This is a genomic window from Candidatus Moraniibacteriota bacterium, assembly GCA_028688415.1.
In the GTDB taxonomy this organism is placed as follows: domain Bacteria; phylum Patescibacteriota; class Minisyncoccia; order Moranbacterales; family UBA1568; genus UBA1568.
The window spans coordinates 868,874-884,912 of the sequence record JAQTYF010000001.1; the positions used below are offsets into that span (position 1 = coordinate 868,874).

18 protein-coding genes are annotated in these 16,039 nt (G+C 41.2%); 15 read left to right on the forward strand and 3 right to left on the reverse strand.

Translation table 11 applies throughout. The features are described from left to right. Positions 1–10 precede the first annotated feature (10 nt). From PHH40_04235 to PHH40_04245, 3 genes are read right to left on the reverse strand one after another with little or no spacing between them, the layout of a single operon-like run. Positions 11–3,424, reverse strand: coding sequence for an efflux RND transporter permease subunit (locus PHH40_04235; GenBank protein ID MDD2766934.1), 3,414 nt, complete (start codon positions 3,422–3,424; stop codon positions 11–13). After that, a complete protein-coding gene (locus tag PHH40_04240) occupies positions 3,421–4,527 on the reverse strand; it encodes an efflux RND transporter periplasmic adaptor subunit (GenBank protein MDD2766935.1) in 1,107 nt (368 codons plus the stop codon). Before PHH40_04240 ends, PHH40_04235 begins: the two co-directional genes overlap by 4 nt. 10 nt (positions 4,528–4,537) lie before the next feature. Continuing rightward, a complete protein-coding gene (locus PHH40_04245; protein MDD2766936.1) occupies positions 4,538–5,014 on the reverse strand; it encodes a transcriptional regulator in 477 nt (158 codons plus the stop codon). 227 nt (positions 5,015–5,241) lie between these two features. Here PHH40_04245 and PHH40_04250 point away from each other — a divergent pair, with 227 nt between their 5' ends. The 15 genes from PHH40_04250 to PHH40_04320 all read left to right on the forward strand — a co-directional run bounded on the left by PHH40_04250 (position 5,242) and on the right by PHH40_04320 (position 16,030). Continuing rightward, on the forward strand, positions 5,242–5,982 hold the full coding sequence (locus tag PHH40_04250) for an SGNH/GDSL hydrolase family protein (protein MDD2766937.1): 741 nt from the start codon (positions 5,242–5,244) through the stop codon (positions 5,980–5,982). Positions 5,983–6,073: 91 nt separating this feature from the next. Next, the gene (locus PHH40_04255) at positions 6,074–6,583 is read left to right on the forward strand and encodes a cupredoxin domain-containing protein (GenBank protein ID MDD2766938.1); all 510 of its coding nucleotides are present in this window, start codon (positions 6,074–6,076) and stop codon (positions 6,581–6,583) included. A gap of 159 nt (positions 6,584–6,742) precedes the next feature. Then, a complete protein-coding gene (locus PHH40_04260; protein ID MDD2766939.1) occupies positions 6,743–7,330 on the forward strand; it encodes an RNA polymerase sigma factor in 588 nt (195 codons plus the stop codon). Positions 7,331–7,349: 19 nt separating this feature from the next. Then, positions 7,350–7,748 carry a hypothetical protein gene (locus PHH40_04265; GenBank protein ID MDD2766940.1) on the forward strand — a complete coding sequence of 133 codons (399 nt, stop codon included), beginning with the start codon at positions 7,350–7,352 and terminating at the stop codon, positions 7,746–7,748. A 35-nt stretch (positions 7,749–7,783) separates the two neighbouring features. Beyond that, the gene (locus PHH40_04270; protein ID MDD2766941.1) at positions 7,784–8,311 is read left to right on the forward strand and encodes a hypothetical protein; all 528 of its coding nucleotides are present in this window, start codon (positions 7,784–7,786) and stop codon (positions 8,309–8,311) included. Between the two features lie 12 nt (positions 8,312–8,323). After that, the gene (locus PHH40_04275; GenBank protein MDD2766942.1) at positions 8,324–9,442 is read left to right on the forward strand and encodes an efflux RND transporter periplasmic adaptor subunit; all 1,119 of its coding nucleotides are present in this window, start codon (positions 8,324–8,326) and stop codon (positions 9,440–9,442) included. Positions 9,443–9,469: 27 nt separating this feature from the next. After that, the gene (locus PHH40_04280) at positions 9,470–10,150 is read left to right on the forward strand and encodes an ABC transporter ATP-binding protein (GenBank protein MDD2766943.1); all 681 of its coding nucleotides are present in this window, start codon (positions 9,470–9,472) and stop codon (positions 10,148–10,150) included. A 52-nt stretch (positions 10,151–10,202) separates the two neighbouring features. Continuing rightward, a complete protein-coding gene (locus tag PHH40_04285; GenBank protein MDD2766944.1) occupies positions 10,203–11,420 on the forward strand; it encodes an ABC transporter permease in 1,218 nt (405 codons plus the stop codon). 139 nt (positions 11,421–11,559) lie between these two features. Next, positions 11,560–11,964 (forward strand): hypothetical protein, encoded by a 405-nt coding sequence (locus PHH40_04290; GenBank protein MDD2766945.1) that lies wholly within the window; start codon positions 11,560–11,562, stop codon positions 11,962–11,964. A 24-nt stretch (positions 11,965–11,988) separates the two neighbouring features. Further along, the gene (locus PHH40_04295; GenBank protein ID MDD2766946.1) at positions 11,989–12,249 is read left to right on the forward strand and encodes a hypothetical protein; all 261 of its coding nucleotides are present in this window, start codon (positions 11,989–11,991) and stop codon (positions 12,247–12,249) included. A gap of 6 nt (positions 12,250–12,255) precedes the next feature. Continuing rightward, on the forward strand, positions 12,256–12,747 hold the full coding sequence (locus PHH40_04300; GenBank protein MDD2766947.1) for a hypothetical protein: 492 nt from the start codon (positions 12,256–12,258) through the stop codon (positions 12,745–12,747). After that, a complete protein-coding gene (locus PHH40_04305) occupies positions 12,680–13,648 on the forward strand; it encodes an FAD:protein FMN transferase (protein MDD2766948.1) in 969 nt (322 codons plus the stop codon). The genes PHH40_04300 and PHH40_04305 overlap by 68 nt, the downstream gene beginning before the upstream one ends. Then, on the forward strand, positions 13,632–14,525 hold the full coding sequence (locus PHH40_04310; protein ID MDD2766949.1) for a ferric reductase-like transmembrane domain-containing protein: 894 nt from the start codon (positions 13,632–13,634) through the stop codon (positions 14,523–14,525). The genes PHH40_04305 and PHH40_04310 overlap by 17 nt, the downstream gene beginning before the upstream one ends. Positions 14,526–14,578: 53 nt before the next feature. After that, positions 14,579–15,307, forward strand: coding sequence for a pseudouridine synthase (locus PHH40_04315; GenBank protein MDD2766950.1), 729 nt, complete (start codon positions 14,579–14,581; stop codon positions 15,305–15,307). 108 nt (positions 15,308–15,415) lie between these two features. Further along, positions 15,416–16,030 carry a hypothetical protein gene (locus tag PHH40_04320; protein MDD2766951.1) on the forward strand — a complete coding sequence of 205 codons (615 nt, stop codon included), beginning with the start codon at positions 15,416–15,418 and terminating at the stop codon, positions 16,028–16,030. The last annotated feature ends 9 nt before the right edge of the window (positions 16,031–16,039 follow it).

The window sequence follows — 16,039 nt, forward strand, 5'->3', positions numbered from 1 at the left end:
GTCTTTTCTTTTATGTCAGTCGTTCTTTCTTGTTTACAAACGACATGTAGAGTGTCGGTATGATGAACAGGGTGAAGAAGGATGAAATCGAGAGTCCGAAAATAACAACAGATCCGAGAGCGGTCCAGGTCTCATTGGAGAGGGTAATAGGAATGATACCGGCAATGGTTACGATAGATGTGATGAATATCGCTTCGAGACGGGATTTCCCAGCATCGATGATAGCTTCTTCGAATGGAATACCGATACGCACATTGAGATTGATTTTATCGATCAATATAATGGCGTTCTTCACAACGATACCGAAGAGCGCGAGAATACCGATGAGTCCCGGAAAGCTTAGACTGACGCCAAGAAGTGCCATCCCTAGGAAGACACCAATAAGAGCGAGAGGAAGCGTCACGAGAACAATAAATGCCTTACGGAACGAATTGAATTGGATGACAAGCGTAGAAATAATGAGGAGTCCCGCAATTGCCATTGCACGAATAATAGAGAGGACTGATTCAGCGTTCTGCTCATTCTCTCCGCCGTAACTGATAGTATAGCCTTCGGGGAGTACGTACTCTTCTGCCTGTTTGTCTTGAAATATTTTGACGACTTCGGTGGCATTGGTAGTTCCTTTGACATCAGCAGTGAGGAGCACAACACGTTTCTGATCAATACGAGAAATAGAATCGACAGATGGAGTAAGCTTGACTGTTGCAACGTCTTTGAGAAAGATGGGTTGTTTTTTCTGATTGAGTATCTGGAGGTTCTGAATACTTTCGAGAGTAGGAAGAGCTGATTCATCAAAACGTGCCAAAACATCAATCGTTTTGTTTTCACGAATGACTGTTGTCACGACTGTACCCGAAAGAGCATTTCGGAGTGTCGAACCGACAAGTACGGCATTGACATCGTAAAGTTCCATGCGAGCAGGATCGAGAGCGAAGGTATATTCCGCGGGCGCTTCTTTGAGAGAAATATCCGAATTGACGATACCTGGTATCGTATCGACAATACGTTCCAAATCACGAGCTATTTTGTCGAGTGTCTGTAGACTTTCACCGCTTATCTGAGCCTGGAAAGCGCTTCCTGAAGGTGGTCCACCACGAGGAGCGGAAACCGTGATGACAGCATCTTCTATTGGTGCGAGTTCTGCACGGATTTCCTCGGCAATCGTATAGGCTTTTACATCACGATTTTCTTGAGGAGTGAGTTTGATGACGAGAGAGGCAGTGTTGGACGTATTGGAACCGCCTCCAGAAAATCCACCATCCGATCCGGCATTACCGACAATCGTAGAAAAGTTCAGAATATTTTTGAGAGGGAGAATTTTTTCTTCCACTTTTTCTACGATATGATTTGTCTGATCGAGACTGAGGCCGACTGGTCCACGAAGACTGATGTAAAGAACATCACCATCAGCTGCAGGAAAAAACTCTGATTTGACGATACCAGTAAGAGGGAGCGCCAGAGCAAAGATGAAAAGAGCGAGCGTAGAAAGAAGTGTGACTACGCGTCTTTTACGAGTGAGGGTGACCATACGAAGATATTTTTCGTATGTTGGAAGGACGCGATCGAACCGAATAATACCGTGGATAAGCCTACTTGTGAAAGTAGCATTTTCATGGTCGCTCTGGTCTCGCAGTTTTTGTTTGATTTTCTCATCACTTTCCCACTCAGTCTCGACGAGGAGTGCATTATGTTTCAGAATATCTTTTCCTTGATGAAAATACCAGCGTATCATATATACAAGTACAACAAACGAAAGAAAGGCAAAAAAGAAACCAATGAATGAATGTTGTTTCACCATCACAAGTCCGAAGACGAGAGTAGTCACAAAGAAAAGAGCAAAGAAATTTTTTGTCACACGAATTCTTTCGAGTACTGCAGCGAGTGGATGGTTGATCATGAGAGCGATGAGGAGCGATGATATGAGCGTGACAGATACAGTGATCGGGATAGACTTGATGAATTGACCAATCATTCCTGATGCGAGAAGGAGAGGGAGAAACGCCCATACGGTTGCAAATGTCGTCGAAACAAGCACAACCTTGAAATCTTTCAAGACCAAAAGAATGGCTTCTTCTGGGGTAAACTTCCCTGTTTTCATATACTGTTTCGTCGCAGATACGACAACGATAGCATCATCGACCAAAAGTCCGAGAGACAAAAGGAGTGCAAAAATAGAGAGAAAATTGAGCGATGTCCCGGTCATCTGCATCACACCAAACGTGACAAAGAAAACAAGAGGAATAGCGATACCTGCTACAAATGCTTCTTTGAGTCCGACAACAAGGAAGAGAAGTGAAACAACAAGTGTCAGAGTCAAAACGAAGTCATGTGTGAGCTGATCAAAGTCTTTGCGAATCCGGTCAGCCTGATCGACAGTACTCGACACGGTCATACCAGTAGGAAATGTTGTGAGAAGTTCTCTGATTTTTTCTTGCGCAGTGTCTACGGTGTTGATGATGCTTCCGCCCGTTCTTTTGATGATTTGTATGGTGACAGCATTTTGTGGTTGTGCTCCGTTTTCCGAAAAACGCGAGTAGACTGTTTTCGTAATTGATTTTTCTTGAATGAGAGCAATGTCTTTCAAAAAAACAAGAGCACCCTCTGTTGTATGGATGATCGGAAGAGTACCGAGTGTTTCGGCGTCATAGAATCGGCTGTCGGATCGGACAGGATAATTGTATTTTTCTCCTTCGAAATTACCAGCAGGGATAGCCTTGTTGGTAGCAGAGATTGCCTGATTGGCTTGATCGATTGTGATGCCATAGAGATTGAGTTTTTGTGGAATATAAGCCACTTCGAGCTCACTTTCGTCTCCTCCAGAAACAATGACTTCACGAACATCAGAAATTTTTTCGAGAGCCTCTTGAATTTTTTCTGCGTACGTTCGGAGTGTAAATCCATCATACGGACCAATGAGCGCATACGTGATGATAGGTGTATCGTCGAGTGATATTTCTTGTACTTGTGGATCTTTGGCATCGGCAGGGATATCGCTTCTGATAGCAGGAAGTTTGTCTCGCAGTCTGCGGACTGAATCATCGACATTCTGATTGGCATCGAATTCCACCACGACTGTGGAGAATGAATTGGCAGAAGTCGAAGTCATTTTATTCACACCGCTGACACTGCTCACCGCGGTTTCTATTTTCTTTGTGACGAGTTCTTCGATATCAGAAGGTGATACACCAGGATACGCAACACTCACGATAGCGGTAGCTATCTTGACCTCAGGATTGGATTCGCGAGGCAAGCGAGAGAAAGCGTAGAGCCCCCATCCAGAAAGAAGCATGATGAGTAAAATGACGACGCGGAAATTGGTCACGAAAAAAGAGAGCCACGTTTTTCGAAGTTCAGGATTGAAGGTGAGTCGATCGAGGTACTTACTGTCAGTTGAGGTTTCCTCTAAATGTTTTTGATTGTTCATAGCGTTTCTTTGATGCGTGATGTGACGGATTCTCCATCGCTTACGAGCTTGTTACCATCAATAACAATGAGAGAATCATCGCTTATCTCAGCCGATATTTCAGCATTTTCTCCAGAGACAGAAATGAGAGTCAGTGGTATTTTTTTTGCTCGATTATCTTCGACGATAAAGAGAGATTGCTCATTTTGTCCGAGAGTGATTGCTCCGAGTGGCAGTATGAAATGAGCAGGATCTTTTGGAGTGAGAGTGGTATCAATAGATATGGTGACGACCGTACCCGAAAGGAGAGATTTTGGATCTTGTTTGAGAGGAAGAGCTTCGACCTGAAATCTTTTTGTTGCAGAATCAGCGACGTCTGCAATGTTACGAATGCCGAGCGGTACGATGGTTCCATCGGAAGTAGTGGCGAATATTTTTTGTCCTTTGGTAAGTGTTCCTCGCAGAGCCTGATCAATGAAGAAAGAAACTTTGAGTACAGAATTTTGACTCACGATAGCGATGAGTTGTCCGAGAGAAACAGAGTCACCGACCGAGACAGTTTTCTCTACAATGCTTCCAGAGAGAGGACTTCGCAGTGTACGATTGTCGATGGTACCTGCGAGTGTGAGCTGTGCGTTTTCGTATTGTAATTTTGCAATATCCTTACTTGTTTCTGCTTGGTTTTTTTCTGTCTTGGTAGCGCTTCCGGATTTACGCAATTTGTCGTTGGTATATTTCGCAAGATCATACAATTTTTTTGCTTGTGATACAGCGAGAGTAGCCTGTTCTACTTGGAGACTATGGAGATTCTGGTCGAGTCCGTTATCATCGATAAGTGCCAGTATAGAGCCTTTACTCACTCTCTGTCCGACATTTCCTGGAGCGAGAATGATGGTTCCAGCTGATTTCGCGGTAATACGTACTTCCTGATCACTCGAGAGAAGAGCGGGGAATGTACTGGTTTTTTGTACCTTCCGGCTGTCTTTTGCAGACTGTACCGTTACTGTTATTGGTTGTTTGAGAGTATCTTCTTGTGTGATTGGCTCCTGTCGGGAGAATTTCGAGGCAAGGACAAAAAGAAGAGCGACACCAACGATGGCGATACTTATTTTTTTCTTGTTCATAAGAATGTAGTTAGAATGAATGAAATATTTCTTGCAATTCTTGTTCTCCAGTATCGAGTATGTGTTCTAACTTCTTGAAAAAGGCACGATGCTCGCCGAGTTCTTTTTTGGTGAGTTTCTTCTCGAAGGAAATATGTGCTTTCTCGAGTCTTTGTCCGAGATCAGCGAGACGCTTCTTTCCTGATGGTGTTAGAACGATGAGAACTGTTCGTTTGTCAATGTTTTTTTTCGCTTTTTTTCTGCGTATATACGCTTCTTTTTCGAGAAAACTGAGCCGTTGACTCATATTTGATTTTGTTGTTTCTGTTTCTTTTATTAATTCGCTCACAGTCATTTCCCCGTCATTTTCTTTGAGAAGAGTGAGAATCTTGAGCCCGATAGGGGAGAGTTTCATCGGCTGAAAAACATATTTATCGACGATAGATTCGAATCGATGAGCGAGACGAATGATAGGTTCTACTGGGGAGCACGCATCTGTTTTTTGCATAGAATAAAAAAGAAAAGAGATAAAGAGAAGAAGTAGTAGTTTATCAATGAACTATATTTTTGTCAAGATACAGAGAGAGTATTTGATTGGAGAAAAGAAATCGTATCAAAAACAGAAAATGTGATGGTTCTTTCGATGGACGGCACACACAAGAATGAAGAGAGTGATGGTATTGCTTTTCTCGTGATTCTTGTCTACACTAGGGGGAATATCTTTTTTAGAGGAATATGGAATTGTTTTTGTGGTTCGGAATCTTTATTGCTTTTATCCTGATTTTACAGGGACTTTTGTTTGCTTTCTTCGGCAGTATTGCCAAATATCTTGGCAAACAAACACGGCCGTATTCTGTGAAACGTGATGGTAAAAAAGTCCTTATCTTGGGAGATAGTGTGATTGCTGGTACAGGTGTGAGTCGACCTGAGTTTTCTCTTATTGGTCGACTGGGAACAGAATTTGATACTCTTTCTATCGAGAATAAAGCTATTGTTGGTAGCGGCACAAGAGAACTCGCTCTTTACTTGAGAGACCATCATCACTCGCCCGTTGATTTTGTTATCATCCAAATTGGAGGTATCGATACACTGACGTTACGATCTCTAAAATATTTTGCGAGACGTATTGAATACATCGTGACAGAAGCAAAGAAAATAAGTCATGATAATGTCATTATCTGTTCCTCTGGGAATATAGGGAATCTCCCTTTTCTCTTTTTTCCTTTCAATTCTTTTTTCGAAAACCGGACGCGAAAAATTCGTGAAATATTTCTCCGAATAACTCGTGAACAGAATACTTCTTATGTCGATTTCTTCGAAGAACGAGAAACGGATCCTTTCAGAAAACATCCATGTCGATTTTTTTCGCCCGATGGTATACACCCGAATGATGAAGGTTGTCATCTCTGGTATGTGCGATTACGTGAAATATTCTTGCGGATCTCTACAGAAAAAGAAACGTCAGAGAAGATATAATACGAGAGAAGATGTGATGTTTGCTGATAGTAAAAACCATGTTTCTATGATATGATATCCAAACGGTAATCATATAAAAGAGAGAAACATTATGGAAGAAATCAATACTTCAGAAGAAGAAAAAATATTGGGTTATAAGAAAAAAACACTCATTTCTGCTCTCGTTTTGCTCCTTGTAGCAGGAAGTATGTTCTATATTGGTGCGAAGTATGAGAAAAACAAACTTTCGAGATTAGGACTTTTGAAGAACAAGACTGAACAATCAGAAAAAGTGAAGAAACAGAAGAAATCTGATACAGAGGCACAAAAAGTCGAAGCAAAAGAATTTTCGATGACATCGTACTATGATGCCACTGGTAAATGGTTTTCGCTCAAAGAAATCATCGTCAATAAAGGGGATCTCGTTCGTATCAAAGTGACCAATACCAAAGGCACGCACGATTTCACTCTTGATTCTTATGGTATCAAGCAGATGACCCCACTCAACCAAGAAGTAGTGATCGAGTTTACTGCTGATAAGGCAGGAGAATTCGAGTACTATTGTTCTGTTCCTGGGCATAAACAAGGTGGTCAGTTTGGCAAGTTGATTGTCAAGGAATAATTGAAAAGAATTGAATGAAACAAAAAACCACTCTCTCGTAAGGAGGTGGTTTTTTTGTATGCTAGAATAAACGTCGAGAGAAAAATGAAAAAATAAAACAGTATTGCTGTATTATTGAGAATTTTCATAATAAAATCTGAAGAGATTCCGAAGAAACATATGATGCAAGATGATCAACAATTAATATCCCGTTTCCTCAATGGTGATGATCAGGCTTTCGAAATGTTGACGAAACAGTATTTGTCTCGTCTTTATAATTTCATTTTTCAATTTACTCATGAAGAGCAGGTAACAGAAGATATCGTTCAAGAAACCTTTATCAAAGTCTGGAAGAATATCGATCGTCTTGACCAGAACAAGAGTTTCAAGACATGGATTTTTACTATTGCCAAAAATACTTTGTACGATTATTTGAAAAAGAAAAAAAGTATTCCATTTTCTTCTTTTGTCGATGAAGAAGGGGAAAATACTTTGGAAGTTATCGATGAAGACGCCTTGCTTCCGAATGAGGTAATGGAAAATGCAGAAAGAATTGAGGATTTGGAACGAGCTCTGGCAAGGGTTCCTGAGCTGTACCGTATTCTTCTTGTTCTGGCATATCGAGAAGATTTTTCTCTCAGAGAAATCGCTCATATTCTCGACGAACCCTATAACACCATCAAAAGTCGTCATCAGAGAGCTCTGAAGTTGCTTAAAAAAGCCTTTTTTGATGAATCTGCGTCTGAAAAGGAAGGAAGCTCGTATTAATCTGTAGAATCAATACTGTATGCAAACACTCCGAACTATTTTCAAAAATATGAAGATGTATCAGCCGAGGGAAGATTTCCAAGGTGAAATTTTTCTGACTATTACATCGCTTCAGAGTGCGCGATTGAGACGACGTATGTATAGTACCTATGCAGGACTTCTTTTCTCTGGAACAGCCTTGGTCTCTATGGCGTTTCTCTTTGGAGGAGCGTTTGTGCAATCTGAATTCTGGAGTATTCTCACGCTTTTCTTTTCTGATTTCTCTATCGTAACAAGCTATTGGAATGAGTTTTCATTGCTCCTTCTCGAAACGATTCCAGTCATACCTCTTCTCTTGATTTTCATTCCAACATTTATTTTTCTCTTGTTTCTTGGTATGTCTGCCGGAATGATACAAAAACATCGTTATAGTTATTAAGCAAATAACATTGTAATTTTTCAAAAAACCATCCTATGAACGTGAAAGAAATTATGCCGTCAAAATATTTTAAGGGGATCATCATCATTGTCGGAGTGCTTATTGTTGCTCTTTTGAGCTTTTCTGCTGGTATCGCTGTTGGTATTCACAAGGCAAAGTTTTCGTATGCATGGGGACAGAATTATGAACAAAACTTTGTCGGCGGACGAGGCAATATGATAAGAGATGAGCGTGGGAGAGAAAGAATGATCCCTCAAGGAGGGAGTATGATGAACCGTTTTGGAATCGCTGAAAAATTGAGTGGACGTGATTTTCGAAACGCTCATGGTATTGCGGGCATAGTACTCTCTGTTTCTGATACGAGTATCATAGTGATCGATAGAGACAACAAAGAAAATACAATTACTATAACCGAAGGAACACTCATAAAAAGAAATAATGAGAGTATCACTTTGGGTGACATCGCGAAAGATGACAATGTGGTAGTGGTTGGTAAGCCTGATGACAATGGCGTTGTGAAAGCTGATTTCATACGTGTCTTCAAACAAGGAAATAATCAATAAGAAGAGAGAAGTATGAAAAAAAAATATACTATTGGTCTCGTCATACTTGTGGCTCTTGGAGGGTATTTTTGGTATAACAGCACACAAAGTAAGACAGGGACAGTGAAATATGTGACGACGCAAGCCGAAAAGGGCACTATCACTACTGCTATTTCTGGAAGTGGAAATATAGTGGTTGATCAACTGGCCACAGTGGATCCGACCATCACGGGGACAGTGGCAAATGTGGCAGTAAACGTCGGTGATACCGTGAAAAAGGATCAATTACTTTTTACTATTATCAACGAAGATCTCGTGACGAGTAAATTGCAGTCTCTTGTATCTTTGCAGAATGCACAAATAAGTGTTAGTCAAGCAAAAGCAAATTTGAGTAATGCGAGAGATGGAGGAACAGATACTGAACGCGATCGAAACATTTTGAAAGAAAAAATTAAAATAGCTGAACAAAGCTTGTTAGTTGCAGAATTGAATTATAGAAATGCTGTGAGTGATTCTGCGAAGCGACAGGTGACATCTCCTATCAACGGTACTGTCAATGCCATCAATATAAAGAACGGTGATGATTTGAGCCGTCTCTCAAAGAGCAGTACGAGTCAAGCACCGATGATTATTGGCGATTTAGAGACGCTCAAAGCAGAAGTAGAGGTAAATGAAGTGGACATTGCCAATGTCTCTCTTGGGCAAAAAGTTACTATGACTTACAGTGCTCTCGACGGATTGACTATTCCTGGAAAAGTAGAAAAAATGGATGCGCTCGGTACGATAACGCAGGGAATCGTGAATTACAAAATCATTATTGGTCTCGACATGACAGACGAGAGGCTTCGTCCGAGTATGAGTGTTTCTGCAAAAATTATTACGAATGTGAAACAAGATGTCATCATCGTGCCAAATAGTGCTCTCAAAATGCGAGGGAACAAAACATACGTGGAAGTATTGAATAGTAAAACAGGGCTTCCTGAACAACGGATGATAGAAATAGGAATCGCCAATAATACGCAGACGGAAATCGTGAAAGGTATTAGCGTTGGCGATGCTGTTGTGACACAAACAGTTGATCCAAATGCAAAAACGACCACACCAACAACAGGAAGTGGAATCCGTATACCAGGAATGGGTGGACGAGGATAATCAAAAAAAGTGTAACTTTCTCTACGTATGATCGAATGTAGAAACCTCACAAAAATATATGTGAATGGCGATGTCGAAACCAAAGCACTCGACAATGTCTCATTTCATATAGAAAAAGGAGCATTTGTCTCTATTATCGGTCCATCTGGATCAGGAAAATCGACACTTATGCATATTCTTGGTGCTCTCGAGATACCAACCAGTGGGACATATTTTCTCGATAAGAGAGAAGTTTCGAAGCTTGATGATGATGAGCTTTCTTCTTTGCGTCAGCAGAAAATTGGCTTTGTTTTTCAGGCATTCAATCTCCTTCCGAGGACTACAGTGCTTCGCAATGTGATGTTGCCACTTCTCTATACTGATACGACCAAAGAAGAACGTGAAAAACGAGCAAGACAATGTCTCAAATATGCCGGTCTTGAGGAAAGTAAATTTCAGAATCTCTCAAATCAGCTTTCTGGAGGGCAGATACAGAGAGTGGCTATCGCAAGAGCCCTCATCAACGACCCAGCAATCATCCTTGCCGATGAACCAACAGGGAATCTCGATACAAAGACGAGCCATATCGTGATGCGAGCCTTCCAAGAACTTCATGAACAAGGACATACTATTATCCTCATCACACATGAACCAGAAATTGCAAATTTTGCTGATCGTATTATTTCTTTTCGTGATGGAAAAATAGAAAGTGATACGCAGAGAAATTGATTTGTTTCCTGGAATTTTTCGTCAAATAAAATATTTTTTAAAGAAGAATACAATGATCGTATCAGATATTTTACAAGAGACATTGTGGTCATTGTCGGCCAATAAAATCAGATCAGGACTGACTATTTTAGGTATTGTTATCGGTATTGCGTCGGTGATTACGATGGTGTCTATTGGTCAGGGTGCACAAAATTCTATTGCAAAGAGTATTCAATCTATCGGATCGAATCTCATTATCGTTTCTCCGGGTGCCGCGAGAGGAAGCAGTGTAAGCGCAGGGAGGGGGAGTGCAGACACCCTTACTTTTGATGACGCTACTGCTCTCGGAAGCGATGTATCGGGAGTCAAAGCGGTTGCTCCAGAGGTATCAAAACGATATCAGATGACAGCCAAGGGCACCAATACTAACACACAGGTAGTAGGCACTGTACCTGATTATCTTATGGTGAGAAATGTCACTATCGATTCAGGTACATTCATAACGAATAATCAGGTGAAGAGTTCTGCAAAAGTTGTTGTCCTTGGACCAACGACGAGGGACGATTTGTTTGGTATTGGCACAGACCCTATCGGACAGAATATTCGTATCAAGAACATTGACTTTGAAGTGATTGGCGTGACTCTCGCTAAAGGTGGAAGTGGTTTCTCGAATCCCGATGATTCGGTCTATGTCCCTCTCACCACCGCTCAACATTTTCTTTCAGGAAATATTTTTGTTTCTTCTATCGGTATTGCAGCAGAGAGTTCAGATGTTGTGGTATCAGTACAGGAACAGGTGACAGCTCTTCTGTTACAGAGGCATGCAATCACCGATCCCGCCTCTGCGGATTTCAATCTCATGAATCAGGCAGATATTATTGCCACAGCATCGAGTATTACAGGAACATTCACTATTCTTCTGGCTTCGATCGCTGGCATATCGCTTCTTGTCGGAGGTATCGGTATTATGAATATGATGCTTACGACCGTGACAGAACGGACGAGAGAAATAGGTCTTCGTAAAGCGGTGGGTATTCGGAAAGAATATATTTTGTGGCAATTTCTCTCAGAAGCAATAGTCCTCACCTTTTTTGGAGGGATACTCGGTGTATTGCTTGGATGGATGGCATCACTTCTTGTCTCGAAGCTTGCTGGATTGGTCACTGTCGTAGCTCCTTCATCGGTTTTCTTGGCATTTGGCGTTTCCGCTTTCGTAGGGATCGTTTTCGGCTTTTATCCAGCAAAAAGAGCAGCAAATCTGATTCCCATCGAAGCTCTTCGGTATGAATAAACGAGAATGTAAGATTTTTCGTCAAGAGACGTCTATTATAATACGTAGAGACATTTTTCTTTTAGTGAAAAAGAAAAAACAAATGAGTGTTAATCAATATGATATACTTAAGTAAGTAGAAAACAATCGAAAAAAATATATGATGAATAAAATAGTTCTCCGTATCATTCTTGTGTCCTTCTTTCTTCTCCTTTCGATAGGATCTTTTTTTGCCGTACTCGCTGTTGAAGAAGATCGACGTCTTGCGAAGGCGAAAACTGATCAAGAACAATTTCTCATCAATGCTCGCGAGATAGAACAGGCCCGTCAAGCGTACCTTCAGAGCATTGCGGAGAGTCGTGCTGCTTCCAAGGATGCAATGGCTGTTGCGCAAGAGCAATATAAAACGTTACTCAAGAACCAGCCAACGTTGGTAGAACAGAAGAAAAAACAAACCGTAACGACCGTGCCAGTGAAGCAACTTGTGCCAGTGGCTACGAAAAGTAATGTCAAAAGTACACAGACATCCAAGCCGAAATCTACTCGCACGACGAAAACTTCTTAAAAGAAATATTCAGAAAACATTCCTATGCACAAAAAAATATCATTTTCATTTTGGGTCGCCTCTTTCTTTCTCTTGACAGGCCTCTTCACTTTTTGGGGAAACTTTTTTCAGGAGGGCATTGTAGCGACAGGAACAGCAAATAAAGTAGCTTTTCAGACAGAGAAACGTTTTCCTGTAGTAACCATTCCGAAAGAAGTTGTGAATCCTCAGATTGTGACACCAAAGAATACGGTATCGACACAGGCTACAAAGCCAGCAAGCATTCGTCAAACAAAAACATCATAAAAGAATATGTTCAAAAAATTTATACAAAAAATAGCATTTTTCTCCGCCATTCTTCTCCTGATAGGAGTGTCTTTTGGCGGACCCAGTCTTTCTTTTCAGAGTTACATAAAACAAATTGTTCCTGTCGCTTATGCTGACGACGATGAAGACGAAGATGAGGATGATGATGAAGAAGACGAAGATGAGGATTATGAAGAAAGATATGAACAGAAAGTTGTCAAAGTGAAACCTGTGTATAAAACAGTGTACGTCGAAAAAGTAGTCATCACTCTTGACCCTATTTTTACGAAAGATACGGATCGAGATTCGATAGTAGATGGACTTGATCCACACCCTACTATCTCAGAAAAAGAATTCTTTACGGATGATGACAATGATGGTATTGCCAATGCGTTCGATACGCACAAAGATGAAGATGACTTTGCTTATTATGAACAAGAAAATGATGAAAACGGTAACGGCATCCTCGACTCCTATGAAATCGTGGCAATCAACTGAACATGAGGAAAAGGGCTCGATTATGAAGACAGATATCTTCATAAAGCTTTTTTCCGAGCAGTATTCGAAGCAAGAGATGCAAGAAGATATTGATCAGAGTTTTCAGATGTTTCGTGATTTTGAGGCTCGATTCAGTCGTTTCCGAGAGACGAGCGAACTCTCATTGTTCAACTGTTCATCTGGAGGGAAGGTATCCGAAGAATTTTTGTTTCTTTTACAAAAAAGTAAACAGTTCTATGAACAGACAGAAGGAGTGTTTGATCCGAGTATCTTGCCTGTATTGGAGATGATTGGATACAAAGGAAACGTTGTATCAGAAATATCGGAAAAAAAAGAAACATTTTCTCAGCTTGTTTTTGATGAAACAGAACAAAGAGTGCACAAACCAAAAAATCTCCTCATAGACTTTGGTGGTATCGGCAAGGGGTATATCGTAGATAAGGTCGCCCTCCTCCTTTCAAAAAAATATACAAATGGTATAGTAGATGCAGGAGGTGATATGAGGATGTTCGGTGGTGACAAAGATCAGAATCTTGATTACTTTTCGATCGATATAGAAAATTCTTTCGAAAAAACAGAAATTCTAACAACGCTCATTCTCAAAGATCGTGCGGTTGCGACATCTGGTATCAATCGTCGTCATTGGCATCATCAAGGTATACACCATCATCACATTATTGATCCGAAGCGTCAGGCAAGTGCGCGATCGGGATTGGTACAGGTAACTGTCATCGCAGAAACAGCTACAGAGGCTGATATATGGGCAAAAACACTCTTTATTCTGGGACTTGAAAAAGGACTCGCTTTTGCACAAAAGAAAAATATTCAGGCATTATTCGTTGGTGAAGAGAAAAAAATAACTCGAACACCTTTTTTCAAAGACTATGAATGGAAAATATAAACAAAATATCTTCTTTCTCTTTCTCTTATTCGCACTGAGTTTTCAGATTTCTCCTGTTCTTGGGGCAATCAAGGATGCGGATGTGGATGGTTTGATCGATACAGCAGAAGTGGACATGTATCATACTGATCCATTAGTTTTTGATACGGATAATGACGGAAGAGGAGATGGTGATGAGATACTCGACGGTACAGACCCTCTCGATCCGATGAGTTCAGAGCTCATTCTTCTTACTCGACCAGATCCAGGTCTTCTCGGGAGTCCGGAAAAATTTGCTTGGTATATCGGTCGTGCGAGCGGCATCCTTGCTTTTGTTCTTTTGACAGGAGTAGTGATTTTCGGTCTCATCATCAGTTCTCGTGCTTTTATGAAATTTGTCCCTGGTGCGACCGCTTATGAGACGCATCGATTCATTTCTTGGCTGGCTCTCGGAACAGTTGTCCTCCATTTCGCGAGTTTTTTCTTCGACAATTTTATGAAGATGAAAATTGTTGAAATGTTTGTTCCATTTATCATGACACGCAATTTCCAGACAGCGCTCGGATACAATGTCGGACTGACAGTCTCTCTCGGTGTTATCGCTTTCTATTTACTCCTTATTCTCATTTTTACTTCAGAGTTTCGCTCCAAGATCCCACCAAAAGTATGGCGTACCCTTCATTATCTCTCAGCGATATCGTACATTCTTTTTCTCTTGCACGGTTTTCTTACCGGAACAGACTCTACAGAATGGTGGATGAAGACGCTCTATGCCACATCTCTCAGTATCGTATTCATTCTTGTACTTATCCGTATTTTCTCTCGTAACCTCATTCCGTCCGTCCGTACTTGGTGGAAAAACAAGTTCTCTACCACGACTCTTCCTCCTGCAGAGTAACAGTATTGACCTTTTGTCTTTATCCTGTCATACTTTCAATTTACGACATGCTTATGACAGAAAAAATTGTATTCCCTATTCGTATCAATCGCTATCTCGCGATGCAAGGACTGGCCACACGTCGTGGTGCAGATGAGCTTGTCGCGTCTGGTTTGGTAGAAATCAATGGAATTAAGGCGAAACTTGGTGATCGTGTCGAAAGCACCGATCATGTCGATGTGAAGCGTGATAAAAAACATAGTGCAGAGACATACACCTATGTTGCCTACTACAAACCACGTGGCATCATCACTCATTCCAAACAAGAAGAATACGAAAGTGAGATTAAAGACATTTCGCCATTCCCTAACCTGTTTCCCATGGGACGTCTCGATAAAGCATCCGAGGGATTGATCCTCCTTACTGACGATGGACGAGTGACAGAGAGATTGCTCCACCCACGCTTTGCACACGAGAAAGAATATCTCGTCACGGTTCGTGAGAAAGTTTTACCGAGTGCAAAAAATATTCTCGAGTCTGGTATCGAAAGTGAAGGGGAATTGCTTTCTGCGAAGAAGGTTCAATTACTCGGACCTCATACGCTCGTCATTATTCTGACTGAAGGCAAGAAACATCAGATCAGACGGATGCTCGATACCGTACATCTTACGGTAGAAAAACTTGTTCGTACTCGTATTATGGGTATACATATTGGTGCTCTGAAGCCTGGTCAATCACGTACGCTCAAGGGTTCTGCCCGCGCTTCTTTTTTGAAAAGTATCGACCTCAAAGAAAATATTTGATTTTTTCCTTTGAATGTGCTATAATAGGTATAGAACTAAAGAAACGGGTGCCACAAGGGTATCCGTTTTTTCTTTCTCATGGCCGTATAGAGCCAAATATAAAAATATATGAAACACTCATTTTTTACCATTCAAAGAAGAAAAAGCTCTCTTAGCGTGAGAGTTATTTCTCTTTCTCCGACTCTTTCTTACATTATTTTTCTTGCTGTCAGCCTCACTCTGACAGGGCTTCTTTATGTATCATCTCTGTCGGTCAATCAGCTCTATGCCGATCTGCCAGTAGATGCTCCCAATCCGCATCTCCTTCTCGAACAACACGTACGCACGGTCGTTGATGGATATCCTATCGAACGTATGGCTCCGCTCATTGCTACTCATGATAAAATGACCGCATCATTTCTTGTTGCTATTGCCAAGAAAGAGAGCAACTGGGGCAAGCGCGTCCCTGTCGATGAGTCTGGGAATGACTGTTTCAATTATTGGGGGTATCGTGGCGCAGGGAGTCGCGGTATCGAGATGGGACACGGATGTTTTGGGAGTCGGAGAGAAGCTGTAGCGGTCGTCGGAAAAAGAATTGACACACTCGTAAAAAAATATGAGCTCAAGAGTCCAGAAGAATTTATTGTCTGGAAATGTGGATGGAACTGCAGTGGACACAGCAGTACGAGCGTACAAAAATGGATCAATGACGTAGAGATCTATTTTGACAAAGTCTATAACTAAAGAAGAAAC

Coding starts and splice junctions, on each gene's coding strand:
- PHH40_04235 (MDD2766934.1), bottom strand. CDS start 3,424: ATGAACAATCAAAAACATTTAGAGGAAACCTCAACTGACAGTAAGTAC.
- PHH40_04240 (MDD2766935.1), bottom strand. CDS start 4,527: ATGAACAAGAAAAAAATAAGTATCGCCATCGTTGGTGTCGCTCTTCTT.
- PHH40_04245 (MDD2766936.1), bottom strand. CDS start 5,014: ATGCAAAAAACAGATGCGTGCTCCCCAGTAGAACCTATCATTCGTCTC.
- PHH40_04250 (MDD2766937.1), top strand. CDS start 5,242: ATGGAATTGTTTTTGTGGTTCGGAATCTTTATTGCTTTTATCCTGATT.
- PHH40_04255 (MDD2766938.1), top strand. CDS start 6,074: ATGGAAGAAATCAATACTTCAGAAGAAGAAAAAATATTGGGTTATAAG.
- PHH40_04260 (MDD2766939.1), top strand. CDS start 6,743: ATGATGCAAGATGATCAACAATTAATATCCCGTTTCCTCAATGGTGAT.
- PHH40_04265 (MDD2766940.1), top strand. CDS start 7,350: ATGCAAACACTCCGAACTATTTTCAAAAATATGAAGATGTATCAGCCG.
- PHH40_04270 (MDD2766941.1), top strand. CDS start 7,784: ATGAACGTGAAAGAAATTATGCCGTCAAAATATTTTAAGGGGATCATC.
- PHH40_04275 (MDD2766942.1), top strand. CDS start 8,324: ATGAAAAAAAAATATACTATTGGTCTCGTCATACTTGTGGCTCTTGGA.
- PHH40_04280 (MDD2766943.1), top strand. CDS start 9,470: ATGATCGAATGTAGAAACCTCACAAAAATATATGTGAATGGCGATGTC.
- PHH40_04285 (MDD2766944.1), top strand. CDS start 10,203: ATGATCGTATCAGATATTTTACAAGAGACATTGTGGTCATTGTCGGCC.
- PHH40_04290 (MDD2766945.1), top strand. CDS start 11,560: ATGATGAATAAAATAGTTCTCCGTATCATTCTTGTGTCCTTCTTTCTT.
- PHH40_04295 (MDD2766946.1), top strand. CDS start 11,989: ATGCACAAAAAAATATCATTTTCATTTTGGGTCGCCTCTTTCTTTCTC.
- PHH40_04300 (MDD2766947.1), top strand. CDS start 12,256: ATGTTCAAAAAATTTATACAAAAAATAGCATTTTTCTCCGCCATTCTT.
- PHH40_04305 (MDD2766948.1), top strand. CDS start 12,680: ATGAACAAGAAAATGATGAAAACGGTAACGGCATCCTCGACTCCTATG.
- PHH40_04310 (MDD2766949.1), top strand. CDS start 13,632: ATGAATGGAAAATATAAACAAAATATCTTCTTTCTCTTTCTCTTATTC.
- PHH40_04315 (MDD2766950.1), top strand. CDS start 14,579: ATGACAGAAAAAATTGTATTCCCTATTCGTATCAATCGCTATCTCGCG.
- PHH40_04320 (MDD2766951.1), top strand. CDS start 15,416: ATGAAACACTCATTTTTTACCATTCAAAGAAGAAAAAGCTCTCTTAGC.